The sequence below is a fragment of the Microbacterium paraoxydans genome (assembly GCF_019056515.1).
Classification (GTDB): Bacteria; Actinomycetota; Actinomycetes; order Actinomycetales; family Microbacteriaceae; genus Microbacterium.
Genome location: NZ_CP064873.1, coordinates 551594 through 578345 on the forward strand (window position 1 = coordinate 551594; position 26752 = coordinate 578345).

General features: G+C 69.4%; 21 protein-coding genes and 3 tRNA genes. 12 read left to right on the forward strand and 12 right to left on the reverse strand.

Features of this window, described 5'->3' with window-relative positions:
- Position 1: 1 nt before the first annotated feature.
- The gene (locus IZR02_RS02560) at positions 2-697 is read right to left on the reverse strand and encodes a hypothetical protein (RefSeq protein ID WP_082758483.1); all 696 of its coding nucleotides are present in this window, start codon (positions 695-697) and stop codon (positions 2-4) included.
- Between the two features lie 69 nt (positions 698-766).
- On the opposite strand from IZR02_RS02560, the gene IZR02_RS02565 reads away from it, so the two are divergent.
- Both IZR02_RS02565 and IZR02_RS02570 read left to right on the forward strand, forming a co-directional pair.
- Positions 767-2152, forward strand: a complete 1386-nt coding sequence (locus IZR02_RS02565; protein WP_025104614.1) for a polysaccharide biosynthesis tyrosine autokinase — start codon at positions 767-769, stop codon at positions 2150-2152.
- Positions 2153-2158: 6 nt separating this feature from the next.
- Positions 2159-3511 carry a lipopolysaccharide biosynthesis protein gene (locus IZR02_RS02570; RefSeq protein WP_025104613.1) on the forward strand — a complete coding sequence of 451 codons (1353 nt, stop codon included), beginning with the start codon at positions 2159-2161 and terminating at the stop codon, positions 3509-3511.
- Here IZR02_RS02570 and IZR02_RS02575 read toward each other — a convergent pair.
- Positions 3508-4695 carry a DUF1972 domain-containing protein gene (locus tag IZR02_RS02575; RefSeq protein ID WP_025104612.1) on the reverse strand — a complete coding sequence of 396 codons (1188 nt, stop codon included), beginning with the start codon at positions 4693-4695 and terminating at the stop codon, positions 3508-3510. The two genes, IZR02_RS02570 and IZR02_RS02575, sit on opposite strands and share 4 nt — an antisense overlap.
- 53 nt (positions 4696-4748) lie before the next feature.
- Here IZR02_RS02575 and IZR02_RS02580 point away from each other — a divergent pair, with 53 nt between their 5' ends.
- Together IZR02_RS02580 and IZR02_RS02585 are read left to right on the forward strand one after the other, a co-directional pair.
- On the forward strand, positions 4749-5789 hold the full coding sequence (locus tag IZR02_RS02580; RefSeq protein ID WP_029989670.1) for a glycosyltransferase family 4 protein: 1041 nt from the start codon (positions 4749-4751) through the stop codon (positions 5787-5789).
- 187 nt (positions 5790-5976) lie between these two features.
- Complete coding sequence (locus tag IZR02_RS02585) at positions 5977-11352, forward strand: PKD domain-containing protein (RefSeq protein WP_025104610.1); 5376 nt, start codon at positions 5977-5979, stop codon at positions 11350-11352.
- A 56-nt stretch (positions 11353-11408) separates the two neighbouring features.
- On the opposite strand, the gene IZR02_RS02590 is transcribed toward IZR02_RS02585, so the two are convergent.
- Both IZR02_RS02590 and IZR02_RS02595 read right to left on the reverse strand, forming a co-directional pair.
- Positions 11409-12344 (reverse strand): glycosyltransferase family 2 protein, encoded by a 936-nt coding sequence (locus IZR02_RS02590; protein WP_025104609.1) that lies wholly within the window; start codon positions 12342-12344, stop codon positions 11409-11411.
- A gap of 4 nt (positions 12345-12348) precedes the next feature.
- Positions 12349-13875 (reverse strand): sugar transferase, encoded by a 1527-nt coding sequence (locus IZR02_RS02595; RefSeq protein ID WP_025104608.1) that lies wholly within the window; start codon positions 13873-13875, stop codon positions 12349-12351.
- Between the two features lie 354 nt (positions 13876-14229).
- Here IZR02_RS02595 and IZR02_RS02600 point away from each other — a divergent pair, with 354 nt between their 5' ends.
- Positions 14230-15375, forward strand: coding sequence for a low temperature requirement protein A (locus tag IZR02_RS02600; protein ID WP_025104607.1), 1146 nt, complete (start codon positions 14230-14232; stop codon positions 15373-15375).
- Positions 15376-15384: 9 nt separating this feature from the next.
- On the opposite strand, the gene IZR02_RS02605 is transcribed toward IZR02_RS02600, so the two are convergent.
- A complete protein-coding gene (locus IZR02_RS02605) occupies positions 15385-15963 on the reverse strand; it encodes a TetR/AcrR family transcriptional regulator (protein WP_197426445.1) in 579 nt (192 codons plus the stop codon).
- A 403-nt stretch (positions 15964-16366) separates the two neighbouring features.
- Between IZR02_RS02605 and IZR02_RS02610 the strand changes: the two genes are divergently transcribed.
- From IZR02_RS02610 to IZR02_RS02620, 3 genes are all read left to right on the forward strand, one after another.
- Entirely contained in the window at positions 16367-17317 is a 951-nt protein-coding gene (locus IZR02_RS02610; RefSeq protein WP_025104605.1) for an intradiol ring-cleavage dioxygenase, read from the forward strand.
- 194 nt (positions 17318-17511) lie between these two features.
- Positions 17512-17790, forward strand: a complete 279-nt coding sequence (locus IZR02_RS02615; protein WP_126893555.1) for a hypothetical protein — start codon at positions 17512-17514, stop codon at positions 17788-17790.
- Between the two features lie 151 nt (positions 17791-17941).
- Positions 17942-19009 carry a fatty acid desaturase gene (locus IZR02_RS02620; protein WP_025104603.1) on the forward strand — a complete coding sequence of 356 codons (1068 nt, stop codon included), beginning with the start codon at positions 17942-17944 and terminating at the stop codon, positions 19007-19009.
- A 63-nt stretch (positions 19010-19072) separates the two neighbouring features.
- Here IZR02_RS02620 and IZR02_RS02625 read toward each other — a convergent pair whose 3' ends face one another.
- The 3 genes from IZR02_RS02625 to IZR02_RS02635 all read right to left on the reverse strand — a co-directional run bounded on the left by IZR02_RS02625 (position 19073) and on the right by IZR02_RS02635 (position 21531).
- A complete protein-coding gene (locus tag IZR02_RS02625) occupies positions 19073-20476 on the reverse strand; it encodes a hypothetical protein (protein ID WP_025104602.1) in 1404 nt (467 codons plus the stop codon).
- 201 nt (positions 20477-20677) lie between these two features.
- Entirely contained in the window at positions 20678-21202 is a 525-nt protein-coding gene (locus IZR02_RS02630; protein ID WP_025104601.1) for a hypothetical protein, read from the reverse strand.
- 23 nt (positions 21203-21225) lie between these two features.
- The gene (locus tag IZR02_RS02635; protein ID WP_025104600.1) at positions 21226-21531 is read right to left on the reverse strand and encodes a DUF7882 family protein; all 306 of its coding nucleotides are present in this window, start codon (positions 21529-21531) and stop codon (positions 21226-21228) included.
- A 178-nt stretch (positions 21532-21709) separates the two neighbouring features.
- Here IZR02_RS02635 and IZR02_RS02640 point away from each other — a divergent pair, with 178 nt between their 5' ends.
- The gene (locus IZR02_RS02640; protein WP_025104599.1) at positions 21710-23035 is read left to right on the forward strand and encodes a VCBS repeat domain-containing M23 family metallopeptidase; all 1326 of its coding nucleotides are present in this window, start codon (positions 21710-21712) and stop codon (positions 23033-23035) included.
- A gap of 41 nt (positions 23036-23076) precedes the next feature.
- Positions 23077-23922 carry a hypothetical protein gene (locus IZR02_RS02645; protein ID WP_025104598.1) on the forward strand — a complete coding sequence of 282 codons (846 nt, stop codon included), beginning with the start codon at positions 23077-23079 and terminating at the stop codon, positions 23920-23922.
- Positions 23923-23929: 7 nt separating this feature from the next.
- Here the strand turns inward: IZR02_RS02645 and IZR02_RS02650 are convergent, their stop codons facing one another.
- Positions 23930-24367 (reverse strand): hypothetical protein, encoded by a 438-nt coding sequence (locus IZR02_RS02650; protein WP_025104597.1) that lies wholly within the window; start codon positions 24365-24367, stop codon positions 23930-23932.
- 107 nt (positions 24368-24474) lie between these two features.
- Between IZR02_RS02650 and IZR02_RS02655 the strand changes: the two genes are divergently transcribed.
- Together IZR02_RS02655 and IZR02_RS02660 are read left to right on the forward strand one after the other, a co-directional pair.
- A complete protein-coding gene (locus IZR02_RS02655) occupies positions 24475-25218 on the forward strand; it encodes a phosphotransferase (RefSeq protein ID WP_025104596.1) in 744 nt (247 codons plus the stop codon).
- A gap of 35 nt (positions 25219-25253) precedes the next feature.
- On the forward strand, positions 25254-26288 hold the full coding sequence (locus tag IZR02_RS02660; RefSeq protein WP_157544429.1) for an alpha/beta fold hydrolase: 1035 nt from the start codon (positions 25254-25256) through the stop codon (positions 26286-26288).
- Positions 26289-26332: 44 nt separating this feature from the next.
- Here the strand turns inward: IZR02_RS02660 and IZR02_RS02665 are convergent.
- From IZR02_RS02665 to IZR02_RS02675, 3 genes are all read right to left on the reverse strand, one after another.
- Positions 26333-26405 (reverse strand) — tRNA-Phe (locus IZR02_RS02665).
- Positions 26406-26473: 68 nt separating this feature from the next.
- Positions 26474-26547: transfer RNA gene (locus IZR02_RS02670), tRNA-Asp, on the reverse strand.
- A gap of 31 nt (positions 26548-26578) precedes the next feature.
- Positions 26579-26651, reverse strand: a tRNA-Glu gene (locus IZR02_RS02675).
- Positions 26652-26752: the final 101 nt, after the last annotated feature.

Genomic DNA, 26752 nt, shown 5'->3' on the forward strand with positions numbered 1-26752 from the left:
TTCAGCGGGAGAGGAGATCCGGGGTGGGCGGCACGAGGAACGCCGAGACCTGTCGGTAGAGCGCCGATGCCTCCAGGGCGGTGCGCTCCAGCATCGCCCGGTGCGCCCGCGCGGCGTCGTGGTGGGCGTCCGGGATGTCGAACGGGTTCGAGCGCCGACGACCGAGGAGGGTCCTTCGGGTTTTCGGTGGGGCGACGAACCCGCGTCGCCCGTGCAAGGCCGCCGCGTATGCGGCGAGGCCGTCCGCTGCGCGCTCGTCATCCAGAAGGGCGCTCGCATTCTCCTCGCCGAAGACCGCGGCACCCAGATGGAGGGCCTCGCGCAGGGTGAACGCCTTGGACCGCGCCTGCGGGACCAGCTGAGAGATGAAAGAGCGTTCCGCTCGGCTTGCCGTGAGGATGAGATCGGCGGTGCGGATCCGGTCGGCGTCGACGGCGGAGGAGCGATGGTCGTCGGCGCCGGCACCCGCGCCCACCGCGCGCGCCACCTCGACCGCCGCCTCACACATCGGCCGGTCCCCGGGGCCCACGCGGATCCCGGCGCTGGTGATGTCCCAGAGCTGTTCCTCAGCGCTGGCACGAAGGACCTGTGCCATCAGGGGCGACCGACAGATGTTCGCCTCGCAGACGAAGATGAGCCTGTGTGCCACGTGTTCCCCTCGGTGCCGAGTCGGAACCGCCGACCCGCTTTCCAACATAGGCGATAATGAGGTGCTGCGAACCGGCGCACAGATCGCACGGCGTCGTGCCGAGGGGGACGGGAACACATGACACTGCAGGATTACTTCCAGGCGCTGAGGGGTCACTGGGTGGTGATCATCGTGCTCACGCTCCTGGGGGGCGGAGCGGCATACGGGTACTCTCAGCTCGTCGACCCGGAGTACCGGGCGGAAGCCCAGGTGATGGTGATCCCGACTCGCGGTGAGAGCACCAGCGAACTGCTGCAGGGCTCCAACTACGTCCAGAGTCTCGTCCAGACATACACGCTTCTCGTGGTCTCGCCCACCGTGCTCGGTCCGGTCATCGAGGAGGTCGGCCTCAACGAGACGCCCAACCGGCTCGCCCGCCGCGTCGACGTCAACGTGCCGCTCAACACGGTCGTCATCGAGATCGGCGTCACCGACGCCGACGGCGAGACCGCGCAGGAGACCGCGAACGCCATCGCGAGCGAGCTCGCTGTCGCGGTTCGGGACATCTCCCCACTGGGGGCTGACGAGAAGCCCGCCGTGCGGATCGAGACCATCTCGCCCGCCCGGACGCCGACAGTGCCCATCTCGCCCAACACCCGCAACAATGTCGCTCTCGGCGCGGCAGGCGGCCTCCTCCTTGGTGTCGTGTACGCCGTGCTGCGCCGACGGTTCGCGACCCGTATCGTGAGCGCGAGCTCGCTCGGCGAGATCACCGACGTCGCGGTTCTCGGGGAGATCCCCGAGGCCGCGGACAATCAGACGCTCGCCCGGGTCATTCGCTCGCAGCCCGACGGACGCATCGCGGAGGCGATGCGGCAGGTCTCCGCGAGCCTGCGATTCGTCGACGTCGACAAGAGCCGACGGGTGATCCTGGTGACCTCGTGTTCGGCACAGGAGGGCAAGTCTTCCGTCGGTCTGGGGCTCGCGCTGACCCTCGCCGAGGGGGGACGGACGGTCCTCTTCATCGAGGCGGACCTGCGGCGCCCCAGTACCGCGCGCTACACCCAGCTCGAAGGGGCGGTGGGTCTCACCACGGTGTTGATCGGTGACGTCGAGCTGGATGATGCGGTGCAGCAGTGGGGTCGCCCCGGGCTGGACATCCTCACGGCCGGTGCGCAGCCTCCGAACCCGGGGCAGCTGCTGTCCAGTGGAGAGCTGCACAAGGTCGTCGACGACGCGCGGGAGAAGTACGACTACGTCATCATCGACACCGCGCCGGTTCTCTCCGTGAGTGACGCTCTCTGGCTCTCGACCACGGCCGACGGCACCCTGTTCGTCGTTCGCGCCCATCGCACGAAGGGGACCGAGCTCGCGCGTGCGCTCTCGTCGCTCGAGTCCACGCGGACGCCGGTCCTCGGCATCGTCCTCAACGGCATCCGCGGCGCGGCGAAGAGCCCGTACTATACGGACGAGCGCCCTCGCGGGCTGCGTCCTCGGCTGAGCCGCCGCGGCGCCCGAGGCTGAGGCCCCGTGAACTCGCTCCTGGCGCTCGGCGCCCGCGCGGCCACCATGGTCGTCTCCCTCGTCTGCGGTGTGATCACCACCAGGATGATCCTGGGCGAGACCGACGTCGAGCACTACGCGCTCTATACACTGCTCATCACGATTCCATCGCTGCTGACGTTCACGGACCTCGGCAGTGGTGCGGTGCTGGTCAATGCGGTGGCGACCAGCGAAGACGTCCGCACGGACCGCAAGCTGCGCCTTCAGGTGACGTCGGTCGGACGGATCCTGCTGCTCTTCGCCTCCGGCCTCATGATCATCAACACCGTGCTGCTCGTCAGCGGGGGATGGCGCGTGCTGTTCGGGGATGCGGGAGCCATCCCCGGGGCTCCCCTCGCCGCCTTCCTGTGCATCACGCTGTTCAGCCTCACGGTGACCCTCGGCGTGTGGTTCCGGATCCTGCTGGGACAGCGCCGCAACCACCTCGTCATCCTCGTGCAAGGCCTCATCTCCCCCCTCACGCTCGGCGGCGTCTGGCTCCTGCTCACCGTCGGAGGCCGGGCCTTCGACTCCTTCCTCGCACTCGCCTCGTACGGCGCCTCCCTGATCACCGCCGTCATCGGGTTCACCCTGGTGACGCGTTCGACCGCGCCTCTCATCCCCGACGCCCTCCGCGTCCTGTTCCGATGGCGGCGTGTGCCCGGCGTGCGGGTGATGGACGTGGGGTGGCCGATGCTGGCGCAGATGGTCACGTATCCCATCGCCGTCGGCTCGCAGCGGTACGTGCTCGCCCAGTACGGCACGCCGACCGACGTCGCGGAGTACGGTGTCGCAGGCCAGGTGTTCTTCGCGCTCAACGGGTTGGTCATGGCCGCAGGGGTGGCGCTCTGGCCACAGTTCGCGCGGCGGCGGCACCGCGGCGAGCTCACGCGCGGGCCGTATCTGCTGTCCCTCCTCTTCGGCGGTGCTGTGGCCATGGCTACGGCGCTCGTCTGGGTGATCGGTCCCTGGCTGTTCGACTTCATCACGCGCGGCGAATTGGAGGTCCGCCCCTCGACGATCCTCGCGTTCGGCGCCATGATCATGCTGACGGCCGCCGTCTATCCCCTGGGCATGTTCATCATGGACAAACCGGGTATCCGCTTCCAGGTCGTTCCGACGTTGGCGATGGCGGCGCTGAGCATCGTGCTGTCGGTCGTGCTGACACCGCTGCTGGGCATCATCGGGCCGCTGCTCGGCGTAGCGTTCGCGCTGACCGTCTGCCAGCTCATCCCGTACGCCATCTACATCCACCGCCACCGTGGGCGCCTGCTCGCTTCCGACCGCGCCCACGATCCGGCGGCCGAAGACGATCCGGCCTCCGCAGGCCAGCCGGGTTAGCCGGTCCACTCCTCGGCTCGGCGATGCGCGCGCCTCGCCGAGTCGTGGAACGACTCCCCGCGCGCGATCCGCAGCGCCAGATCCTCGTAGTCTTCGGCGACGGCGTCCCACGTGAAATCATCGGCGGCGCGGGTCCGGGCGGCAGCTCCGGCTCTGGCCACGCCGTCCGCGTCGGCCTCGGCGGCGGTGATCGCGGTGGCCGCCTGGGCCGGGTCCGAGAAGTACCAACCATGGCCGTCGAGGACCTCACGGTTGAAGACGACGTCGTACGCGATCACGGCCGTGCCGGCTCCCATGGCGCGCAGGAGCGACGGGTTCGTCCCCCCGACGGAATGACCGTGGAGGTAGGTGAAGGCGTGGTGGTAGAGCGCGTCGAGAAGGTCTTGGTCGTACACCGCGCCGAGGAGGCGGATTCGGTCGTCCGCGGCCGCGAGGTCGTCGATGGCCGCGGTGTAGTCGGCGGCATAGGGGGCGGAGCCCACGACCACGAGGGGCTTCCCGGCCGCAGACGCGGCGTACCCCTCGACGATCTCACGGACATGGTTCTCGGGTTCGAACCGCGCGACCACGAGGTGGTACTCGCCGGGCTCGAGGCCGAGCGCGCGGATGCCGGCCACCGGTGCGTCGTCGAGGAGAGGGGCGCCGTAGCGGATCATCTCGCTGGCCACGCCGAACTGGTGATCGTAGTATTCGGCGATTCCGGGAGCGTCGGCGATGATCGCATCGGCCGTCCGCACGCCGAACGACTCGGCCCAGCGATAGTAGGCCTTTCCACGGGGCCCCCACTTCGAGCGTCGCCACTCGAGTCCGTCCATGTGGAGCGCGACGGGGATGCCCCGGGCGCGCAGCAACGGGAGGAACGGCGAGTTGGCGGCGTTGAAGACGAAAGCTGCGTCGGGACGGGCCCTGGTGACCGCGTGCGCGGTCGACAGCGCGGTGTGGCTGAGCGTCTCGAGCGCTTTGTGCCGTACCGCCGGCAGGGTCACCCTCCGCATGCCCAGGTGTACGTCGCCCGCGGTGCCGGCATCCCGCCCGTACACCAGCACACGGTGTCCCCGGGCGACGAGCCGCCGCCCGACCTCTTCGACGGCCGTCTCGAATCCTCCGTATGCGGCGGGGATTCCGCGCGTGCCGATCAGCGCGATGCGGAGCGAGGGAGAGGGGGACGTCGCGGCGGAGTGCATCGGAACAGTATGCCCGAGCCTTGATCGCCGAGTGCGGGGGCTAATCTGGGGCGGTGTCGTCAGAACCTTCCTCGGACTCATCCCTCGCCTGGGGCTTTCCTGCCGAACAGTCGGTGAGCGCGTGGGAGCGCCGTCACGCGGCAGGTGAGGTGCCGAGCGCCTGGCAGTACGGCTTGGACGGCCTGCGCGCGTTCGCGCCCGTCGACGTGCTCGACCTGCCGGCGCCCGGACGGGTGGCGCGAATGCGGAGCCGCGTCGGCCTCGGCCCGCGCCCGGTCGACGGCCGCGCCTTCACCTGGGACGAGAACGCCGCCTTTCGGATGCAGGTGCGGCGTCCTCGGCGGAGCTTCGCGTCAGGCGTCATCTGGCTGACCGACATGGTGGAGCGGGGCCACGTTCCGCAGCGTCTGATCGAGGTGCTGCAGAGCGCGGACGATCTGTGGGTGCTGAGCCGGGGACAGGTCGAACCGCTCCGGGCAGTGATCGGGGCCGGAGGGCCACGCATCACCGCCGTTCCGTTCGGAGTGGACGCCGACTTCTTCCCGCCGCGGCCCTACCCGGAGCGGCCGCGCATCGTGAGCATCGGCAACGACAGGGATCGTGATCCGCAGACGCTCTTCCGAGCGCTGGAGATCGTCCGGGCGCAGCGCCCCGACGTGGAGGCCGTCGTGCAGACATCGGCGACCGGCGCGCCGGACGGCGTCCGTGTCGTCGAGCGCATGAGCCATCGCGATCTCCGGGACCTGTACGCGACAGCGACAGTGGTGGCGACGGCAACCCGACCGAATCTTCACGTGTCGGGGATGACGGTGACTCTGGAGGCACTCGCGACCGCACGACCGGTCGTGAACACGGACACGCCGGGGATGTCGCAGTACGTCGAGGAGGGAGTGACGGGCCACCTCGCTCCGGTGGGAGACGCCGAGGCGCTGGCCGATCGGCTCCTGTCCCTCCTCTCGAACCCGGCGGAGGCGGCACGGATGGGGCTCGCCGGCCGCGCGGCGGTCGAGTCGTCGTTCACTACGGCGATCATGTGCGCCCATCTCGCGGAGATCCTGGTGCCCACCGCGGATCGCACGGCCATCGGGTCCTGAGGTCGGGTAGCGCTGCGGCGAGTGCTGCGCTATTCTGACGGCGGATGCGTCTTTGGGGGACGCGAGGGGATCCATCATCCGCCGATATTTCGGCATGTGCCTGTGGGGAGGCGCCATGCGAGTCCAGCGACTCGAGGCAATCGAACGCGACGAAGAATCGCGCGCACGTCCATTCCGTCGTCTCGCGATGGGAGTCGTCGCCGTCGTGGTGACCGCGCTCCTCGGCGCGACCATCACCGCACCGGCCGCGCAGGCGGATACAGTGCCGACCGATCCCGCTCTGCCGGCGACGGTGAGCGCTGACCCGCTGCCGACGACGCAGATCAACGGCATCGTCTGGGCTCAGGCGGTGGGCGGCACCAAGGTGTACGCGGGCGGGCAGTTCACGAGCGCGCGCCCGGCGGGAGCGCCGGCCGGCACCAACGAGACGCCGCGATCCAACCTCCTCGCCTACGATCTCGCAACCGGTGTGCTCGACACATCCTTCGCCCCCCAGGTCAACGGCCGCATCCTCGCCGCGGCGGTGTCGCCCGACGGCTCGCGGCTGTACATCGGCGGCGGCTTCACCGCCGTCAACGGTCAGAACCGCTACCGTCTGGCGGCCTTCGACACGGCCACCGGCCAGCTGATCGGCAATTGGACCCCCGGTACCAACACGATCGTGCAGGGCATCGTCGCCACCGATACGACCGTGTACGTCACGGGGGAGTTCTCGAACATCAACAACACCGCCCGTACCGGCGTCGCGGCCGTGAGCGCGTCGACCGGTGCCGTGCTCGACTTCAACCCGGTCCTCGCCGGCGGGTACGGCGTCCGCTCCGTCGTGGTGTCCCCCGATGCCTCGAAGGTGGTCATCGCCGGCTCGTTCACGTCCACCAACGGGTCGACCAACCCGGGTCGCGGCATGGCCGCGCTCGACGCCTCCAGCGGAGCCAGCCTCCCCTGGGCGATCAACAGTGTCATCCGCAACGCCGGCACCGGCGCCTCCATCTATTCGCTCGCCTCCGACGGGGACAGCGTCTACGGCAGTGGGTACGACTTCGGAGGATCGAAGACGGAGGACGACTTCGAAGGCGCGTTCCGCGCGCGCTGGAGCGACGGCTCGATGGTGTGGATGGAGGATTGCCACGGCGACACCTATTCGGTGTACCCGACCGGGGGTGTGCTCTACACGGCGGCGCACTCGCATTACTGCGGCAACATCGGAGAGTTCCCGCAGCTCGACCCGTGGAGCTTCAACTTCTCGCTCGCGTTCGACAAGAACCCGTCGGACCGCACCATCACTCCTGACATCTACGGGTACCGCAGCTTCACCGGCAACCCGGCGGCCCGTCTGCTGCACTGGTACCCGACGTGGCAGCCCGGCACGGTGTCCGGCATGAATCAGGCCGCATGGTCGGTCACGGGCGGTGGCGACTACCTCGTCTACGGCGGTGAGTTCACGGCCGTGAGCGGTAGCGCACAACAGGGACTCGTGCGCTTCGCGAAGCCCGGGACGGCGCCGAACAAGATCGGTCCGACCATCAAGGGCGGCGCCTACCAGATCAGCGCTCAGTCTTTCCGCGCGGGGCAGGCACGCGTCGCCTGGTCCGCGAACTACGACGCCGACAACGCCCGCTTGACCTACGAGGTCTTCCGTCGTGACCTCGCGCAGCCGATCCACACGACCACTGCCGACTCCACCTACTGGGTGCGACCGCGGCTCACGTACTCCGACACGGCGGTGACCGCCGGCCAGACATACGAGTACCGGGTCAAGGTGACCGACCCCAACGGGAACACCACGACGTCCGACTGGACGCCGGTGACGATCGCGGCCGCCGGGACCTCGAACACGTACAACGAAGCCGTGCTCTCGTCCTCGCCGAGGTATTACTGGCCCATGAACGAGGCGTCCGGTTCGTCCGCGACCGACTGGATCTCCGGGAACGACCTCACGCTGTCCGGAGGGACGACCCGTGGCCAGGCGGGCCAGGTCGTCGGTGAGACCTCGGCCTCCACGGCCTTCAACGGCACCGACGGCACCTCTGCCAGTTCGGTCTCCGAGGTCGGTCCTGACGAGTTCTCGATCGAGGCATGGTTCCAGACGACCAGCACGAGCGGCGGGAAGATCGTCGGCTTCGGCAACAACGCCAAGGGGCTGTCCGGAAGCTACGACCGGCACCTCTACCTGAGCAATTCGGGGCAGGTCACGTTCGGCGTGTACCCCGGGACTGCGCGGACGCTCACCAGCGGGGCCGGTCTCAACGACGGCAAGTGGCACCACGTGGTCGGCACGATGAACAGCTCGGGCATGGTGCTGTACGTCGACGGCGTGCGGGTGAGCTCGCGCTCCGACACGACGACCGGTCAGAGCTATTCAGGCTACTGGCGCATCGGCGGGGACTCCCAGAGCGGCTGGCCGTCCGCGGGGTCGTCGAACTACCTCAACGCCCGCATCGCGGACGTGGCCGTGTACGGCAGTGCGTTGACCCGTGACGCGGTGGATGCGCACTGGGTGGCTTCTGGGCGCACGTCGTCGCTCCCCGCTGCGCCCGCAGACGCCTACGGCAAAGCCGTGTACGACCTCGACCCGACACTGTACTGGCGCCTCGGCGAGACCAGCGGGACGGTCGCGAAAGACTCGGGCCGCGACGGAAGCACCGGGACGTACCAGACCAGTGGGTCGGCCACGATCCAACGAGGCCAGACCGGAGCGCTGTCCGGCGTCGCGGACCAGGCCATCCGGTTCACGTCCTCGAAGCTGTTCTCCAGCTGGAACAACCGCCAGACGGTGGTGAGCGCGCGGCAGTACCCGTCGCCGAACACCTATTCGATCGAGACCTGGTTCAAGACCACCTCGACGGGCGGCGGCAAGCTGATCGGCTTCGGGAACAGCAACTCCAACAATGCCAATCCCAGTTCGAACTACGACCGGCACATCTACATGAACGGATCGGGACAGCTGAAGTTCGGCGTCTACAACGGGGGGTCATACGTCCTCACGGCGCCGGGCACCTACCGTGACGGGCAGTGGCACCATGTCGTCGCGCAGCAGTCGGCGGCAGGGATGCAGTTGTTCGTGGATGGCGTGGAGGTCGCTTCGAACGCGCAAGCGGGTGCCGACAACTACAACGGCTACTGGCGCGTGGGCGGCGACACCACCTGGGAAGGGGATCCCTTCTGGGTCGGCACGATCGATGAGGCGGCGGTCTACTCAGCGCCCCTGACGGTCAGCCAGGTGTTGCAGCACTATCAGCTCGGCGACACCGGGGAGCTGAACCAGCTGCCGACGGCGCAGTTCACCGCGGCGACCTCGGACCGGTCGGTGGCTTTCGACGCCTCCGCCTCGAGCGACCCTGAGGGTCCGATCGCCGGCTATGCGTGGGACTTCGGCGACGGCCACACCGGAACCGGTGTCGCGCCTACGCACGAGTACGACACGGCCGGCACCTACACGGTCACCCTCACGGTGACCGATGCCGGCGGGCTCGCGTCCACCGTCGCTCATGACGTGACGACGCGGAACCCGAACGTGCCTCCCACCGCCGCGTTCACCGAGAAGGTGGAATTCCTCTCCGTGGCGGTCGACGCATCCGCGAGCGCGGATACGGACGGCACGATCACGGCGTACGCGTGGAATTTCGGCGACGGTGCCTCGGCGACAGGGGCCACGGCGACGCATGACTATGCGGCTTCCGGAACCTACACGGTGTCGCTCACCGTGACCGATGACCGCGGTGCCTCATCGACCGAGACGAAGACGATCGCTGTCGAAGCTCAGAACGTGCCGCCCAAGGCTGTGGCCAACGTGGTGCGCGCCGCGGATGGTATGTCGATCTCCGCCGACGGAAGCGGCTCCACCGACACCGACGGCAGCATCGTGTCGCACGCGTGGGATTTCGGTGACAGCACCACCGCGACGGGAGCGACGGCGACGCACACCTACACGACAGCGGGAACCTACACGGTCACGCTGACGGTCACGGACGACGACGGCGCAACGCATCAGGCGACCGCATCCGTCGCCGTCGCGCCGGCGGCCACGGAAGAGGTCATCGCCCGAGACGCGTTCGAGCGCACGGCGTCGTCCTCGTGGGGCTCCGCCGACGTCGGCGGCGCCTGGACGGTGTCCGGAGGGGCGGCGGCGTTCTCGGCGGGGGATGGCGTGGGACGGATCTCCCTGTCTCCTGCCGCCACGCGAGAGGCTCGCCTCGCCGGGGTCTCGAGCACGTCGACGATTACCTCGTTGACCATCGCCTCGAGCAACGCGACCAACGGCGGAGCCTTCAACCTCACGGTGAACGGTCGTCAGGTCGGCAACGACGTCTACTCGGGACGCGTGAAGATCGAGGCGAGTGGCGCGATCCGTCTCTACCTGCTGCGCAACGAGACGGCGATCGGCAACAGCGTCGTGATCCCCGGTACGTACGTGGCGGGCGAGAAGTTGTCGGCTGTGCTCACGGTACGCGGAACGTCGCCGACCACGCTCGCGCTGAAGGTCTGGCGAACGGGGACGACGGAGCCGGCGAACCCGCAGCTGCAGGGGACGGACTCCACTGCCGCTCTGCAGACAGCGGGTGCGGTCGGCGTGAAGATGGCGATCAGCTCGGTCTCCTCCGTCTCCTCGGTCTTCTCGGTGGACGACTACAAGGTCGTCACCGGGGCCGTGGTCGCTGCGCCCAACCAGATCCCGACAGCATCCTTCGTCTCCTCGACCTCCGCACTCAGTGCAGCTGTCGACGCTGGCGGATCGAGCGACGCGGATGGGACGATCGCGTCCTACGCGTGGACGTTCGGGGATGGCGGTACCGCGACGGGAGTCACGGCATCGCACACGTATGCGGCATCGGGGACGTACGACGTCACCCTGACGGTGACCGACGACGACGGCGGAACGCACTCAGTCACGAAGCCGGTCACTGTGACCGCGCCGGTCACGCCGCCGGACCCCACAGGGCCGACTCCCCTCGCGACGGATGAGTTCGACCGGGCGACGACGGGAGGCTGGGGCAGCGCCGACCTCGGTGGCGCGTGGACGCTGTCGGGAGGAAACGCCGCATTCAGCACGGCAGGCGGAAAGGGCGTCGTGTCCCTCGCGCCGTCGCAGACGCGGGAGGCGCGACTGGCGGTGACCGGTACGAGCACGGTGCTCGATGCCCTCTTCTCGTCGGATGTCGCCTCGACCGGCGGCACCGCGAGCATCACGCTGCTCGGCCGGACCGTTGGGGCATCGACATACTCGGCGCGCGTGCGACTGGAGCCCGCCGGCGTCATCCGGCTGTACCTCCTCCGGAATGAGACGGCGATCGGGAACAGCTACGTTCTGCCGGGCTCCTATGCGCCCGGACAGGTGCTCCACGCCCGCCTCGCGGTCAGTGGTACCGCCCCGACCAGCCTGGCGGCCAAGGTCTGGGTCGAGGGGCAGACCGAGCCTGCGGATTGGCAGCTCACGGGCACGGACGCGGTGGCGGCGATGCAGGTCGCCGGTGGCATCGGGATAAAGACGTCTGTCAGCTCGGCCTCGACGAACACCACCACGCGGCTCTCCTTCGAGCGGTTCGCCGTGGTCGTCCCGCAGTAGCATCGGACAACGGATGAGGGGCGAGGCCGGATGGCCCCGCCCCTCATCCGTTCCCGTCAGCTCCGGGCGTACGCCGGGGTGATCCGGCCGAGGGCGCCGAGAGTGCGCCCCTGGGCGAACCAGATGCGCCGCCGCAGCACGGCCTGTGCGGCACGGTCGCCGCGCGCGCGGGCGAGGACTTCTCGCAGGGAGAAGATCACAAGGCGGGCCACGCCGCCCACGAGGTGGGCGCCGCGAAGGATGATGCGCCGCGCGAGGGAGCCGTCTCGGGTGAGGAGTTCGGTACGCATCTGACCCTGTGAGATGGTCCGCCGTCGCACGAACTCGCGGGTCGTGCGCTCCGCGGGGACCTCGTCGCGGACGATCGAGTCCGCGGATGCGATGATCGCCCCGCCGGCGGCGAGCAGCGATCGCCCGAAGAGCATGTCCTCTCCGCCGGCCAGGCCGAGGCTTGTGTCGAAGTGCACTCCGAGTGACGCGACCTGCGAAGCGTCGATCAGGACATTCCCGGTCGCCAAGGCGTCCAGTCGCTGCCCGTTCCGTCGGCGTCGTCGCCGCATGAACCCACCGGCGACGATCCAGGGGTCGGTGCCCTCGGGCCAGACGTAGTCCACGTACCCCATCACGACGGCGGGACGCCCGTTTCTCGACCATGTCTCCACGAGGGCGTCGAGCCACCCCTCCAGCGGTACGACGTCATCGTCGACCATCGCGACCAGCTCGCCCGGGCGCGCCGCGTCGAGCGCGGCCTGTCGCGCCGCCGCGATCCCCGGGGTGGGTTCAGGGAGGTAGGTGACGTCGAGTTCTGCGGCGACCTCCTCCGCCGAGCGGGCGGGATCGTTGTCCACGAACGCGATGCGCATGCGCTCCGCCGAGGCGCCGGCCCCCGCCCGGATCGCCATGACGAGCGGAGCGAGGAGCTCGGTGCGACGAAAGGTCGTCACGGCGACGAGGAGAGGTCGTTCTTCGGCCTCGGGTCGCGCGGGGTTCATGGACTCAGTATGCCCCGCTCGGCTGCGCCATGACCTTCGCGGTGCGCCACATGATCTGCAGATCGTTCATGACCGACCAGTTCTCCACGTACCGCAGGTCGAGCCGCACGCTCTCGTCCCACGAGAGGTCGCTGCGTCCGGAGACCTGCCACAGACCCGTGATGCCCGGCTTGATGTAGAGGCGGCGGAACACGGTGCCGTCATAGGCCGTGACCTCGCTGGGCAGCGGCGGACGAGGGCCGACGACGCTCATGTCGCCGACGAGCACGTTCCAGAACTGCGGGAGCTCGTCCAGCGACAGCTTGCGCAGCACCTTCCCGACGCGGGTCACGCGCGGGTCGTCCTTCATCTTGAAGAGCAGGCCGGCGCCCTCGTTCTGCTCCTTGAGCGCCGCGAGCTGCTTCTCGGCGTCGGTGCGCATCGAGCGGAACTTCACCATCTTGAATCGGCGGCCGTCCCGTCCCACGCGCTCCTGGAAGAAGAACACCGGGCCAGGCGAGTCGAGCTTGATGAGCGCGCTGAGCACGGGGGTGAGCAGCGCGATCGGGATGAGCGCGACGGTGGCCACGACGATGTCGAGCGCGCGCTTGAGAAGGTGGACCCCGCCCTCGTAGGTCGGGATCTTCACCTGGATCAGCGGCAGGCCGTCGACCTGGCGCAGCGAGATGCGCGGCCCCGCGACGTCCGTCAGACGGCTGGAGAGCACGAGCTCGGCGGCGGTGCCCTCGAGCTGCCAGCTGAGCTGCTTGACGAAGTCGGGGGACCCCTCGGGGCGGCTCGCCACGATGATGGTGTCCGCCCCGAGCTGTGCCGCCGCCGCGGCGACGGTGTCCAGATCGCCCACGACCGGGTAGATGCTCTCCCCGATCCTGAGCGCGCCGGCATTGCGATCCAGCAGCGTCGTCCCCACGACGTGATAGCCGTTCTCCCCGCCCTTCTGCAGGGAGTCGATCACATACTCGACGTCCTCGGTGGCGCCGACCACCAGTGTCCTCGACGCGAACCGACCGGACAGACGCTGCCGCTGCAGCCAGCGGCGCCAGGTCCAGCGGGCGAAGAGGAGACCGAGCATGCCGACCGGGAGGGCGATGAAGAACAGCGGCTGCAGTCCTTCCCACTCCAGGAGCACGCCCGCGATGGCGGTGATGCCGAAGGCGAGTCCCGCCGCGTGCGCGACGCGACGGTACTCCGTGGCCCCGGACCCGAAGATGGCGGCGGCTCGGCTGTTGAGCGCCGACAGCATCAGGTACCAGGCGAGACCCAGCAATGCGGCGTTGCGCACGGCCTCGATCACCGCGACGCCGGAGACCAGCTGGACCATCGCCGTCAGTGCGACCGCGATCAGGATGACAGCCGCATCCGTGATCCGCAGCCGCATCCGATAGCGACGCTCCCACTGGCGGCGTCGTTCGAGCGTCGCCGACACGCGCGGCGTGCTCGCCGCAGGCGTCACCGACGCGGTCGCTCGCGGTGCCGTGATCGGCGTGAAACCCGTACGAGCGATGCTCAGAGCATCCTCGACGGAAGTCATGCCGAGGCCCCTTGAGCCGTGAATGTACGCAGATAACCCCAGTGCGCCATCGTTTCCCCAGTTTTCCCCAGACCGTGAACCCCACGTTCACGGACACGTCTGCGTCCCGACCCCTCGGGTCCTGCTGATGCTTCGCGATCCCACATCGTGAAGGTCCTCGTCGTCCCAACCGACGAGGCGTGCAGCAGGCACTGCAGACGTCCAACACTGTAGCGGATCCGCTCGTCGGAGGGAAGCCGTTCCGCCGACTCGGTGAAATCCGTTCCGGAATACCGCACAGCGCCGGGCGGGCGGGGCTACTCTTTCGCGGTGACCACGCACCAGACACCGAGCACGCGCTTCCACCTGCGTCCCATGGCACCGCGGGACCCGGGGCAGCCCCACCGCACGGCGAGCCCGTTGGAGCTCTTCTTCGACCTCGTCTTCGTCGTGGCCGTGAGCATCGCCTCGGCCCAGCTGCACCACGCGCTGAGCCACGGGGACTTCCTCCACGGCATCACCTCCTACGCCATGCTCTTCTTCGCGATCTGGTGGGCATGGATGAACTTCACGTGGTTCGCGACGTCGTTCGACACCGACGACTGGCCGTACCGGATCGCCACGTTCGTCCAGATGGCGGGCGTCCTCATCCTCGCCGCCGGAGTCCCGCATGCGTTCGACGAGGGGAACTTCACGCTCCCCGTCGTCGGCTACGTGGTGATGCGCGTCGCGATGGTGGCCCAATGGCTGCGCGCCTCGCGGACCGAGGAACCGCTCCGGGGCGTCGCGCTCCGCTACGCGCTCGGGATCGCGGTCGTGCAGGTGCTGTGGATCCTGTTCCTGCTCATCCCGTCCGGTCCGGTCCAGCTCGTCGCGTTCGTCGTGTTCGCGCTCATCGAGGTCAGCGTCCCGGTGTTCGCGGAGCGCCGAGGACAGACGCCGTGGCACCCGCACCACATCACCGAGCGCTACGGTCTCTTCACCCTCATCGTGCTGGGCGAGAGCCTCCTCGCCTCCGCGAATGCGATCATCGACGCGCTCGACGAGGTGGAGGCGCTCGGTCCGCTCCTCGCCATCTCGGCGCTGGCCTTCATCGTCACGGCCGCGCTGTGGTGGATCTACTTCTGGCCGCCCCACCACCGGGCCATCACGACCCTGGGGCGTTCCCTGCGCTACGGCTACACGCACTACTTCGTGTTCGCCGCGGCGGCGGCGTTCTCGGCCGGTGTCGAGGTCGAGCTGGATGTGATGACGGGGGAGAGCCACCTCGCCCCGGTGATCGCCACGTTCACCGTCTCGGTGCCGATCGCCGTCTTCCTCCTGGGGATCTGGTGGATCGCGATCCGCGACAACGCCGACCGCGTCGTCAACGCGGTCATCCCCGTCGGCGCGCTGCTCGTCCTGCTCGATCCGTTCGTGCCGATGCCCGTGGCGCTGACGGCGACGGTCATGGTGGCGATCGTGATCGTGCTGGTGATCCGTCCGCCCGTTGCTCGGGGAACCGTCGTCACGGACGAGTGATCCGCGGCGTCACACGCTGGCGGCGAAGAGCTCCCGGCACTCGCGGCGCAGGCGCGCGATCGCCTCGCCGTCGCCGCGCAGGTGGCGGATGAGGGCGTGCTGGAGCATGCCGTCCGTGAGCGCGTACGCGAAGAGCGGCGTGAAGCGGCACGGGCGTCCGCAGAGCTCGGAGTAGCGCTCGACCACGCGCCAGATGGCATCCTGCAGGTCGGCCTCGACTTCGGCGATCGTGTCGCCGAAGCCCGACTCGAACAGGGACTGGTTGCGGAGGTCGTACCAGAGCCGGTGCAGGCGGGCGTCGTCGTGCACGCTCCTGGCGAGCTCCTCGGCGGCCCCGGCCGCCAGCTCCTCCGCGGTCTCGGCCCTCTCCAGCACGGCGAGGTAGCGGTCGCCGAGCCCGCCCTTGGATATCCGCACGGCTTCCGCGATGAGGTCGTTCTTGTCGGTGAAGTAGTAGTGCAGCGACCCGTGGGAGAGCTCCGAGTGCTGCGCGATCTCGCGGAGTCCCGTCCGCGCGAACCCCCGCTCGGCGATCGCCTCCAAGGCCGCTTCGGCCAGCGCCCGCCGGCGCAGTGCGAACTTGTCCACCCCAGCGCGTTCCGCGCGCTTGTCCGCTGTCGTCATGCTGTCCCCCGGTCTCGTCCCCTTCGGGATCGGTGCGGGCAATGCTATGGCATCTCGCCCGATCTGGACAGGTGTCCGGGAAAAACTTGACAGGTGCCAAGTGTCATGTTCCACTGGATGCGCCACGGCCGCGCATGTCCCCTGCATGACGGCCGTCTTCGTGGCCGCGCGCGCGATTCCCCCATCGCCCCGGCCCTGCGTTGTCCGCCGAGTTCTTCGAGCGCCAGCGCTGCAGAGCGGAGCGATGTCCCCGCATCCTCCGCTCTGCACCTGACTCCACAGGAGCCCCAGGGATCACGCATAGCTTCTTGATTGTTCACCCGTCGAGCATGGGGGCAACGCCGCCGACGCTCGAGAGGAGCACATCATGAGCCGCATCCCCGAACCGACCCCCACGCCGCAGGGACCCATGTACGAAGGACGACTGCTGGACCGCGCGGACGAAGAGGTCGTCGACCAGGGCGTCGCCTTCGACCTCCGGACGCTGATGAGCCGTCGCGGGCTGCTGATCGGCGGCGGCCTCGGCCTCGGTGCCGTCGTCCTCGCCGCCTGCGCTCCCGGCGCCACCGGATCGTCGTCGACGACCGCCACCCCCACGCCCAGCGCCACCGGCACGGCGTCGGACACGGTCACGGAGATCCCCGACGAGACCGCCGGCCCCTATCCGGGCGACGGCTCGAACGGTCCGGACGTCCTCGACGAGGCCGGGATCATCCGCCAGGACATCCGCTCGTCCATCGACGGCGGGGCCACGGCCGACGGCGTCCCGCTCTCCTTCGAGCTCCAGATCCTCGACCTCGCGAACGGCGGGGTGCCCTTCGCCGGCGTCGCGGTCTACGCATGGCACTGCAACGCGCAGGGGGAGTACTCGCTGTACTCGTCCGGGCTCGAGGACGTCTCCTATCTGCGCGGGGTGCAGGTCGCCGACGACAACGGCAAGGTGTCCTTCACCTGCGTCTTCCCCGGGTGCTACTCCGGGCGCTGGCCGCACATCCACTTCGAGGTCTATCCGGATGCGACCGCGATCACCGACGCATCGAACGCGATCGCCACGTCCCAGCTCGCGTTGCCCGAGGACGCCTGCAGTGCGGTCTATGCGGAGACGGCGTACTCCGGATCGGCGGACAATCTCGCCCGGATCTCCCTGACCTCCGACAACGTCTTCGGCGACGACGGCGGGGTGTCGCAGCTCGCCACGACGACGGGGAGCGTCACCGGCGGATACACCGCGACCCTCGTGGTCGGCGTCGACACGACGACCACGCCGAGCGCCGGCGCCGCGCCGACGGGTGGCGGTGGTCGTCCCCCCGGAAGCTGAGGTTCTCGGCGCGTGGTTCGTGGATCTGCTAAGCTGATCGTGCAACGTGTGCGTTTCGCCCCCTCTCGGCCGCCTCGTCGCCACTGATCAGGGCCATCCACGGACCACGCACATCGACGCGCGCGGAATCCGCCCTCGGTCTCTTCACGCGCGGAGCGCCACAGCGCGCCCGCCCCACAGCAATGAGCATGAGCATGAGTACCACCACCGTCCCTTCCTCCATCCCTCTCACCTGGAAACAGGCCGACGTCGACGTGCACGTCGCCACCCGCAACGGTGAGTTCGCCGGATTCGTCGAGTTCGACGGATCCGCGCACCGGCTGCGCGACGAGCGCGGCACCGACCTCGGGTCGTTCCCGTCGCTCGACGACGCCTTCCGTGCGCTCGCCGCCGCGCAGCAGCCCGCGCGACCGGCGGCATCGCCGGCCCTCCCTCGGACGCGCGGTCGGCGGCCGCGTCGAGCACGGGCCTGAGTCGTATGCCGCCTCGCGTATGCGAGCGCGGTTAGTGTGGCCACAGCGATCGGCAACCGCCCTTGGCTTCTTCAGCTCAAGGGCTCCCGATCGACAGGAGAGCATCATCTCCCGCACATCCTCCCCGTCCGTCACCGCCACCCTCGGCCCGGTGCGTCAGACCTACGCCGGGAACGCCGAGTTCCCGCCTCTCACCCGGGCGTACCGGGACGTGCAGCAGGTCGTGAAGGAAACCGGGCTCCTGCAGCGCACGCCCGTGTTCTACACGCTGGTCGGCGCGGCGCTGGTCGTCGCGTTCGCCGGCTGCGTCGCGGGCTTCCTCCTCCTCGGGGACAGCTGGTTCCAGCTCCTCATCGCCGCCGCCCTCGGGATCGTCTTCACGCAGGTCGCCTTCCTCGCCCATGAGGCGGCGCACCGTCAGATCCTCTCCACGGGACCGGCGAACTTCCGCCTGGCCCGCGTGCTCGCCGGCATCATCGGCATGAGCTACCACTGGTGGGACTCCAAGCACACCCGGCACCACGGCAACCCGAACCAGGTCGGCAAGGACCCCGACATCCAGGTCGACACCATCTCCTTCCTGGAGGAGGATGCGGCGCAGTCGCGTGGCATCGTCCGGCTCATCACGCGCAAGCAGGGGTGGCTCTTCTTCCCCCTCCTGACGCTCGAGGGGCTCAACCTGCACTACCTCGGCCTGAAGCACCTGATGACGCGGAAGAACGTGAAGGGACGCTGGACCGAACTCGGTCTCATCGTCCTCCGGTTCGCCGTCCTCCTCGTGCCGCTGTTCCTCCTGCTCCCCGTCGGCATGGCGTTCGCGTTCCTGGGCGTGCAGCTCGCGGTCTTCGGCGTCTACATGGGCGCGTCCTTCGCCCCCAACCACAAGGGCATGCCGGTCATCGCCCCCGACGCCAAGCTCGACTTCTTCTCGAAGCAGGTGCGCACGTCGCGCAACATCCGCGGCGGATGGTGGGTGACGGGGCTGATGGGCGGCCTCAACCACCAGGTCGAGCACCACCTGTTCCCGAACATGTCGCGGCTGCACCTGTCGAAGGCACGCGGCATCGTGCGCGACTACTGCGCCGCCAACGGCATCCCGTACACGGAGACGAGCCTCGGGCAGTCTTACGCGATCGTCATCGCCTACCTCAACCGCGTGGGCCTGGCGGCGCGCGACCCGTTCGACTGCCCGGCGGCGGCACAGCTCCGCCGCGCCTGAGCACACGGATACGACGAAGGGGCGAGCAGACGCCTGCTCGCCCCTTCGTGTCTCTGCGCGGGATCAGCGCTTCGAGTCGTCCGTCTCGATCACGTCGATCGTGATCTTCTCCAGGGGGCGGTCGTCGTCGAACTCGTCGTCGAGCACCTCATCGCCGCGGAAGGTCTCGACCGACGCCTCGACGACGTCGTCCTCGATGTCGTCGTCGTCCTCGTCGATCGTGGCCTCGGTCACCGCGATCTCGGTGGGAAGGCTGTCGTCGCTGAAGATTCCGTCCGGGCGGATGAGCTCGCGCACCTCGGCCATGAAGCTCGTGAGCTGCTGCTGCTGCCACCGCAGCTGACGGGCGCGGTCCTCGGCGTCGCGGAGGACGGTGGAGGTGTGTCCGGTGACCGCGTCGACGATCTTCTGCGACTTCACGCGGGCACGCTCGAGGATCTCCCTGGCGCGCACCTGGGCGTCGGCCTCGATCGCCTGAGCCTGCGAGCGCATGAGCTTCTCGTAGCCGTCCGCCTTCGCGGAGATGCGCTGCGCGTGCTCCAGCGAGGCCGTGACCTGCTCGTTCGCATCGGTCGTGATGCGCTCGGCGTGGGCGACGGCCTGGTTGTGCAGCACGAGGAACTCCTGCTGCGCGTCGTCCTGACGACGGGTGAGGGTCTCCTCGAACTCCAGCACGCGGGCGTTCATCTCACGGACCTCGCGCTCGGCGTCCGCACGCAGCTGCGTGGTCTCGCGCGTGACCAGCGAGCGGAGCGCGGCGGCGCCCTTCTCGGCCTCGGTGCGGATGGCGGTGGCCTCCTGGGAGGCCTGGCTGACCTTCTCCGCGGCGTGCGCCGCCTCGCGCTCGATGCGCGCCTCGTGGGCCGTGTACTCGGTCTCCATCTTCAGCCGCACCTGATCGGCGTCGCGCTGCGCCTGCGAGATGATGCGCTCGGCGTCGGCCTCCGCTTCGGCACGCTGCGCGGCCACTTCCTCGCGGGCAGAGGTCATCAGGCGGTCGGCCTGCACGGCGGCGTTCTGGATGAGCACGTTCGCCTGCTCCTCGGCCACGCGCAGGATCGCCTCGAACTGCTGACGCGACGGTGCCTCCTCGCCATCGGCCTGCGGCATGTCGACGAGCTCGGAGGTCAGGGTCGCCACCTGCTGCTCGGCGTCGGAGGCCTTGGCGTTCGCGGCCGCGAGCTCCGCCTCCAGGGCTTCGCGGGCTTCGCGCTCTTCGGCCTTGATGGCCTCGACGGACTCGGCCTCGCGCGCCTTCGCCTCGGCCAGCTCGTCGGCCGCCTGCTGGAGCTGCGTGCGCATCGACGCCAGCGCGGCGTCGACCTCGTTCTTGTCGTAGCCCCGGAAGCCGATCGTGAACGCCGAGGTGGACGAGGAGGACGACTCGCGAGGAGTGGTCTCGATCAGCTGATCGAAGAAGTCCGGCGACCGGTCGTCGTCGCGGGGGGTGCCCGAGGAATCGCTCATGGGTTCAAGCCTTTCTGGCGTGTCCGCGACACGAAGCGGTCTTCGTTTCCGTGGACGGGTTCGCAAGCACGGGGAAGGAGGCCCCGGCGTGCACCGCGTCCGGGTCCTCATCGGAGTCCCTGCGGGGCGCGGCGCGCGTCTAGCCTAATTGCGGCGCCTGTGAATCGTGACCCCCATTTGCACGGGCAGGCAGCGGCACGATCAGGCGCGGCGGAACCAGCGGGCGTTGCGGTCGTCGAGCAGGTCTCCGCGCTCGAACACGGAGACGGGTCCGTCGCTCACCTCGATCCGGCGCGCTGCCGCCTCTGCGGTCACCCTTTCCCGCAGCTCCCGCCACAGCGGCGCGGTCTGCGGGAAGCCGAGGTAGTCGCGGAACGTCTCCACGCGCAGGAGAGTCCCCTCGGCGTCGGGACCGAGCCGCACGACGGTGTCGTCCGGTTCGACGAAGCGGATGCCGACGGTGCCGTCGTCGAGGACGGCGTAGGCCCTCTCATGCCCGGCGACCGCCGCGTGCAGGAGCGCGGCCGCGACCTCCGGCGGCGCCTGGATCCGGAGCGTCGTGCCGAGCTCGGTGAGGAGCTCCGTCATCCGCTCGGCGGTGAATCGCGCGCCCGCGCGGGCGCCGGCCGCGGTAGAGCTGCGTCGCACCCATCGAGGGAGGAAGGCCGCGCCGACGAGGAGAGCGATGATGACGACGACGAGAACGACGGTGAGGACGGAGTCCATGGAGGCGACCTCCCGGCCGCGCGTCAGCGCGGGCCGGACAGGTGATCGAGGACCAGCTCGCCGGAGGCGTTGAGGGCCTGCATGATCTCCTGGATGCGGTGCGGGTCCACCGTCGGCGGCTCGGCGTCGTCGAACCCGAACTGCAGCGGGATGGCGGGATGGATCCACACGCTCGCGCGCCGGTCGACGCCCCCCTCGACGGGCCGCCAGGTCATCATGAAGCTCTCCTGCCGGCGGAGCTTCGTGCCGATGACGATCTTCAGATGCGCGAGCGTCTCGTCCTCGATGAGGATCGGATCCGAGTGCCCGTCGTACCGGAGTCTTCCCATGATGCTGACGGTACACCCGAGCGCGGGGGCGTACGGATCCTGTGCGCCCGCGCCGGTCGCGGAGGGCATCCCGGCCGACCGGGGGAGTGGCGTTCGCGTCGCGGAGGGCCCGCTCTTGGTACGGTGACCGCGGGAGACAACCTGTCCTGGGGCCCGCAGACCAAGAGAGAGCTTCGAGATGACGCGCACGTCCCGCTGGCGCCGGGGCCGGATCGGGATCGTCGCCGTGCTCGCGATCGTGCTCGGCGCGCTCGTCCCCGCCGTCTCCACGGCTGGCACCGCGACCGCCGCGTCCGACGGCTACATGGTCTACCCGGCGTCCGGGAACATCCAGTCGAAGGTCGGCGACGGCTGCCGGAACAACTACCGCGCGCACGACGGCATCGACATCTCCCGCAACGGCGGCACGCCCATCCTCGCCGCGTACGACGGGGTGATCAAGAGTCGTACGTCGAACGGCGGCTACGGCAACTACGTGGACGTGCAGCACGCGGGCGGATACGTGACCCGCTATGCGCACATGGCGGCTCCGGGGTGGTTCGCACCGGGAACCAAGGTCCTCCGCGGGCAGCAGATCGGCGTCGTCGGCAATACGGGCAACTCGGCCGCGTACCACCTGCACTTCGAGGTGTGGCTGAACGGCAAGGTCTACTCGCAGATCAACCAGGGCTTCACGTGTCTCTCCGACGTCACACGAGGGGGGACCATCCCGCTGTTCTTCCCCGGTCTCGGTGCCGGATCGCCCGCCGGCGTCAGCGCCGGAGACTTCACCGGCGATGACAAGGTCGACCTCCTCGTGGTCGCGGGGAACGGCGACCTGCGGCTGCGCGCCGGCAACGGGCGCGCCGGCCTCGCCGGCCCGACCACGGTGTTCGGGAGCGGGTGGGCGAACTCGCGGCGACACATCACGCACACCGATCTCAACGGCGACGGCAATGCCGACCTCCTCGTGGCACGCTCCGACGGGGTCCTGGAGTTCTACGCCGGCAACGGACGCGGGGGCTTCCGCGGGGCGGTCGGGCTGGGCTCGGGGTGGTACAGCATGCGGCACATCGCCTCGGGTGCGGATTTCACGGGTGACGGACGTCAGGACATCCTCGGGGTCTCCGGGTCCGGCAACCTGAGGGTCTACCACGGCAACGGCAGCGGCGGCCTGACCTCCTCGCAGACGATGATCGGCGGCGGCTGGGAGAGCGTCCACTACCTCATCGCGGGAGACTTCGACGGGGACGGACGCGGCGACATCGTCGCAGTCGCGGCCGACGGTCAGCTCCTCCTATACACCGGGGCGTCGGGCCTGCGCACGGTGCGACAGGTGGGCGTGGGCTGGCAGGAGTTCACCGAGGTCACCGGAGGCGTGGACTACAACGGCGACGGGCGCGCCGACCTGCTCGCGCGCACCCCGGCCGGACAGCTCTACCTCTATCCGGGGAACGGGAACGGCGCCTTCGGCGCGCGAGTGCTCGTCGCCTCCGACGCCGCGGACTACCTCGCGATCGAGTGACCGGCCGGAGTCGAGCACTCCGGGGCGCGTATCGTGGGCGCATGGCCGCAGGGACGTTCGACGACATCGCGGCAGCGCTGTACGCGGGGCCGCCGGAAGCGTTCACCGCCAGCCGGAACGCCGCGGCGAAGGATATCGAGGACGCTGCGCTCGCCGCGGAGGTGAAGGCGTTGCGGAAGCCGTCGGTCGCGGCCTGGGTGGTCAACGTGTTCGCGCAGGAGCGGGCCGCCCAGCTCGGGGAGGCCCTGGCGCTGGCCGCGGAGCTGCGCGAGGCGCAGGAAGACCTGGATGCCGCCGCGCTGTCCACGCTCAGCAGGCAGCGCCGTGCCCTGACCCGGCGGCTCGCCGAGAGTGCGGCGGACCTCGCGGGGTCCCGGGGCGAACGCGTCACGGCAGCCACGCGGGACGCCGTCGAGCAGACGATCTCCGCGGCGTTCTTCGATCAGGATGCCGCCGCGGCCGTCGCGTCCGGACGACTCGTGAGGGCTCTGGAGCCGTCGGGGACCGCGGACGACGTCCGCGACGCCGTGGCCGGCACCCTCCCCACCCTGCAGCCGCAACCCCCGCGCCCGCGGGACGAACTGCAGGAGCGGCGGAAGCGGCGGGACGCGGAGCGGCAGGTGGCCGCGGCGGAGAAGGCCCTGGCCACGGCGGAGCGGGCTCTCACGAAGGAGGACGAGGCGGTGCGGGCACTGAGTGACCGCGCCGAGGAGCTCGCGGACGGCATCGCCGAGGTGGAGGCGCAGCTGGAGAAGCTGCGTCAGGAGGCCGATCGCGTCGAGCGCGACCGTCCCGCCGCGGAGCAGAGGCGCACGGCGGCCGCGGAGAAGAAGGACGCCGCTGCCGAGGCCGTGGAGTCGGCGCGCGAGGCCCTCGACGACCTCTGAGCGGACCTCAGCTCCGGGCGGAGGCCTTCTCCTCGTCGGAGTTCGGCGTCCATCCGAACCAGCCGTCGTCGGACGGGATGACGCTCCAGTCGCCGCAGACGAAGACGGTCTTCGCCTCGTACGCGGACGGGCCGTCGTCCAGAGTCCACGTCGGGGCGGAGGTCCGCTCCGTCTCCACACAGTCGTCCGGCAGCGCCGTCGTGCTCGTCAGCAGGAGCACAGCGTCGTCGGCGTCCTCGATGGTCGACGTCCGGAGCGTGAGAGCGGTCGCGTCGTCCGGAACCCAGTCCGCGTCGACCGGCGTGTCCGCCCGGAAGGCGTCGGCGTCGTCGAAGGTCGTGGTCGACTGCTTGTGCACGAGACCCTCCACGGCAGCGCATCCGCCGAGCAGCAGGGTGCCGCCGAGGAGCAGGGCGGCAGCGGGGAGGAGGTGTCGTCGTGTCATACCTCCACTCTGCGGGCGCGGCTCGCGGGCGGCGTCCGTCGCGGGAGGTATCCCTCGTCACCCGGAGGAGTGATCTCTGCCGGAGGCGTCTCCGATAGCCTCGGGGGATGCGGGAGGAAGTCCTCGAGGGTGGCAACGCGAGCGGACCCGTCGTGCGGGTCAGGGACACAGTCCGCAAGGCGTGGACACCCGCGACCCCGCACGTCATCGCCTATGTGCGGGCGCTGCGTGACGGCGGCGTTGACGCGCCCGAGCCGCTCGGTAGAGACGCGCAGGGGCGGCAGATCATCGAGTTCCTCCCCGGCACGCTCGCCATGGACGCCGCACCGCTCTCCGCCGCCGAGCTCGGTCGCGTGGGCGGGATGGTCCGTCGGATCCATGACGTCTCGGCGCGGTACGTCCCTGCAGCCGGGGCGATCTGGGAACCACCTCTCTCGGCGCCCGCGCAGGAGCTCATCTGCCACAACGACCTGGCGCCGTGGAATCTGATGCTCGGCGACCGCTGGGTCTTCATCGACTGGGACGGCGCCTCCCCGAGCACCCGCTCGTGGGACCTCGCCTTCTCCGCGCAGACGTTCGCGCTTTCGGATCCGACCCGAGACCCGGAGCGCTCCGCCGAAGACCTCGCGGCCTTCGTCGACGGATACGGTGCCGACGAGGAGCTGCGCGCGGTGCTCCCGGACATGATGCGCCGACGCACGCAGGCGATGCTCGACCTGCTGCGCTCGTCCGCGGCGGTGGGGCGCGAGCCGTGGGGGACCATGTACCGCACGGGTCACGGGGCGCACTGGGCGGCGGTGCTCGACTACGTCACCGCGCATCGGGGTGTGTGGCAGCGCGCGCTGGGGTGAGGTTCCGCCGGTCCGCTTCTCCTAGGGTGATCGACATGAGTGACGACGTCGGCCGCGCAGTGATCGCGGATCTGTGCCGGATCCCGAACCCGGAGTCGATCGACAGGACGGCGTACGTAGACCTCGGCGGTGTCTCCCAGTTCGTCTCCATCCGCGGTCGCAGCACACGGAACCCCGTGCTCGTCGTCTGTCACGGCGGTCCTGCCCTCCCGTCGCTGCCCTCGTCGTGGGTCTGGCAACGCGGCGTGGAGGAATACTTCACGGTCGTCAACTACGACCAGCGTGCAAGCGGCAAGTCCGCGGGTTCCGTGTCCGAGGGCATGGACCTCAGCGTCGACCGGTACGTCGACGATCTCGTGGACCTGATCGCGTGGCTCCAGGGCGAGCTGGGCGTGCAGAAGGTCGGGGTGCTCGGGCACAGCTGGGGGACGGTCCTCGGGCTCACCCTCGCGCGGCGGCGTCCCGACCTGCTGTGGGCGTACGTCGGCGTCGGCCAGGTCATCTCCGGTCCCGAGAACGAGGAGGAGAGCTTCCGCCACGCGATGCGGAGTGCCGTCGCGGACCGGAACGAGCAGGCGATCTCCGAGTTGCAGGCGCTCGGGGAGTACCCCGGTGAAGAGCCGTTGACCGTCGAACGCATCGTGACCTGCCGGAGATGGGCGCAGTACTACGGTGGGCTCTCGGCGTATCGCTCCGACTTCGCGTACTTCACCGAGTCGCAGGAGCTGTCCCCGTATTACACGGATGCCGACGTGGGCCTCATCGGTGTCGGGCAGCGGGCGACCATGCCCGCGGTGCTGCCCGCCCTGCTCGGCTTTGACGCCCGCGATCAGACGGCGTTCGAGGTGCCGATGCTCCAGTTCCTCGGACGGCACGACTGGACGACCCCCACCGGGCCGGTCGCCCGCTGGCTGGAGACCGTGACGGCGCCGTCGACGCACGTCGTGTGGTTCGAGAACTCCGCGCACCTCTGCATGTTCGAGGAACCGGGGAAGTTCCTGGTGAGCCTCGTGACCCACGCGCTGCCGCATGCGGTCGCCGCAGGGCAAAGCAAAACCCCCGCCATGTAGAAGCTAGGCGAGGGTTTCTGGGCTGATTGTAATGATCAGCCTTGTGGCTCCGACCGGCATCGATCCGGTGACCTTTCGATTTTCAGTCGAACGCTCTACCAACTGAGCTACAGAGCCGCGCGGCGATGATGCTGCCGCGTCCTAGACGAAGAGCCCTCTCCGAAGAAAGAGCTCGTCGCACGGAGCGACCCTGACGGGACTTGAACCCGCGACCTCCGCCGTGACAGGGCGGCACGCTAACCAACTGCGCTACAGGGCCATACTGGTGTTTTCAATTGTATCGGATGGAGTGACCCCAACGGGATTCGAACCCGTGCTACCGCCGTGAAAGGGCGGCGTCCTAGGCCGCTAAACGATGGGGCCGAGTCAGTCCCGGGGGACTTCCTTGCCGACGCTCAAGCATAAGGGATCATCCGGGCAAATCGCGAATCGAGGCCGGAACCCGCTTCCCCCGGGCGTGTTCG

What these genes read in the sequence shown, in the direction of transcription:
- IZR02_RS02560 (WP_082758483.1), bottom strand. Translation starts at nt 697, where the DNA reads ATGTTGGAAAGCGGGTCGGCGGTTCCGACTCGGCACCGAGGGGAACAC.
- IZR02_RS02565 (WP_025104614.1), top strand. Translation starts at nt 767, where the DNA reads ATGACACTGCAGGATTACTTCCAGGCGCTGAGGGGTCACTGGGTGGTG.
- IZR02_RS02575 (WP_025104612.1), bottom strand. Translation starts at nt 4,695, where the DNA reads ATGCACTCCGCCGCGACGTCCCCCTCTCCCTCGCTCCGCATCGCGCTG.
- IZR02_RS02585 (WP_025104610.1), top strand. Translation starts at nt 5,977, where the DNA reads ATGGGAGTCGTCGCCGTCGTGGTGACCGCGCTCCTCGGCGCGACCATC.
- IZR02_RS02590 (WP_025104609.1), bottom strand. Translation starts at nt 12,344, where the DNA reads ATGAACCCCGCGCGACCCGAGGCCGAAGAACGACCTCTCCTCGTCGCC.
- IZR02_RS02595 (WP_025104608.1), bottom strand. Translation starts at nt 13,875, where the DNA reads ATGACTTCCGTCGAGGATGCTCTGAGCATCGCTCGTACGGGTTTCACG.
- IZR02_RS02600 (WP_025104607.1), top strand. Translation starts at nt 14,230, where the DNA reads ATGGCACCGCGGGACCCGGGGCAGCCCCACCGCACGGCGAGCCCGTTG.
- IZR02_RS02610 (WP_025104605.1), top strand. Translation starts at nt 16,367, where the DNA reads ATGAGCCGCATCCCCGAACCGACCCCCACGCCGCAGGGACCCATGTAC.
- IZR02_RS02615 (WP_126893555.1), top strand. Translation starts at nt 17,512, where the DNA reads ATGAGTACCACCACCGTCCCTTCCTCCATCCCTCTCACCTGGAAACAG.
- IZR02_RS02625 (WP_025104602.1), bottom strand. Translation starts at nt 20,476, where the DNA reads ATGAGCGATTCCTCGGGCACCCCCCGCGACGACGACCGGTCGCCGGAC.
- IZR02_RS02630 (WP_025104601.1), bottom strand. Translation starts at nt 21,202, where the DNA reads ATGGACTCCGTCCTCACCGTCGTTCTCGTCGTCGTCATCATCGCTCTC.
- IZR02_RS02635 (WP_025104600.1), bottom strand. Translation starts at nt 21,531, where the DNA reads ATGGGAAGACTCCGGTACGACGGGCACTCGGATCCGATCCTCATCGAG.
- IZR02_RS02640 (WP_025104599.1), top strand. Translation starts at nt 21,710, where the DNA reads ATGACGCGCACGTCCCGCTGGCGCCGGGGCCGGATCGGGATCGTCGCC.
- IZR02_RS02645 (WP_025104598.1), top strand. Translation starts at nt 23,077, where the DNA reads ATGGCCGCAGGGACGTTCGACGACATCGCGGCAGCGCTGTACGCGGGG.
- IZR02_RS02650 (WP_025104597.1), bottom strand. Translation starts at nt 24,367, where the DNA reads ATGACACGACGACACCTCCTCCCCGCTGCCGCCCTGCTCCTCGGCGGC.
- IZR02_RS02655 (WP_025104596.1), top strand. Translation starts at nt 24,475, where the DNA reads ATGCGGGAGGAAGTCCTCGAGGGTGGCAACGCGAGCGGACCCGTCGTG.
- IZR02_RS02660 (WP_157544429.1), top strand. Translation starts at nt 25,254, where the DNA reads ATGAGTGACGACGTCGGCCGCGCAGTGATCGCGGATCTGTGCCGGATC.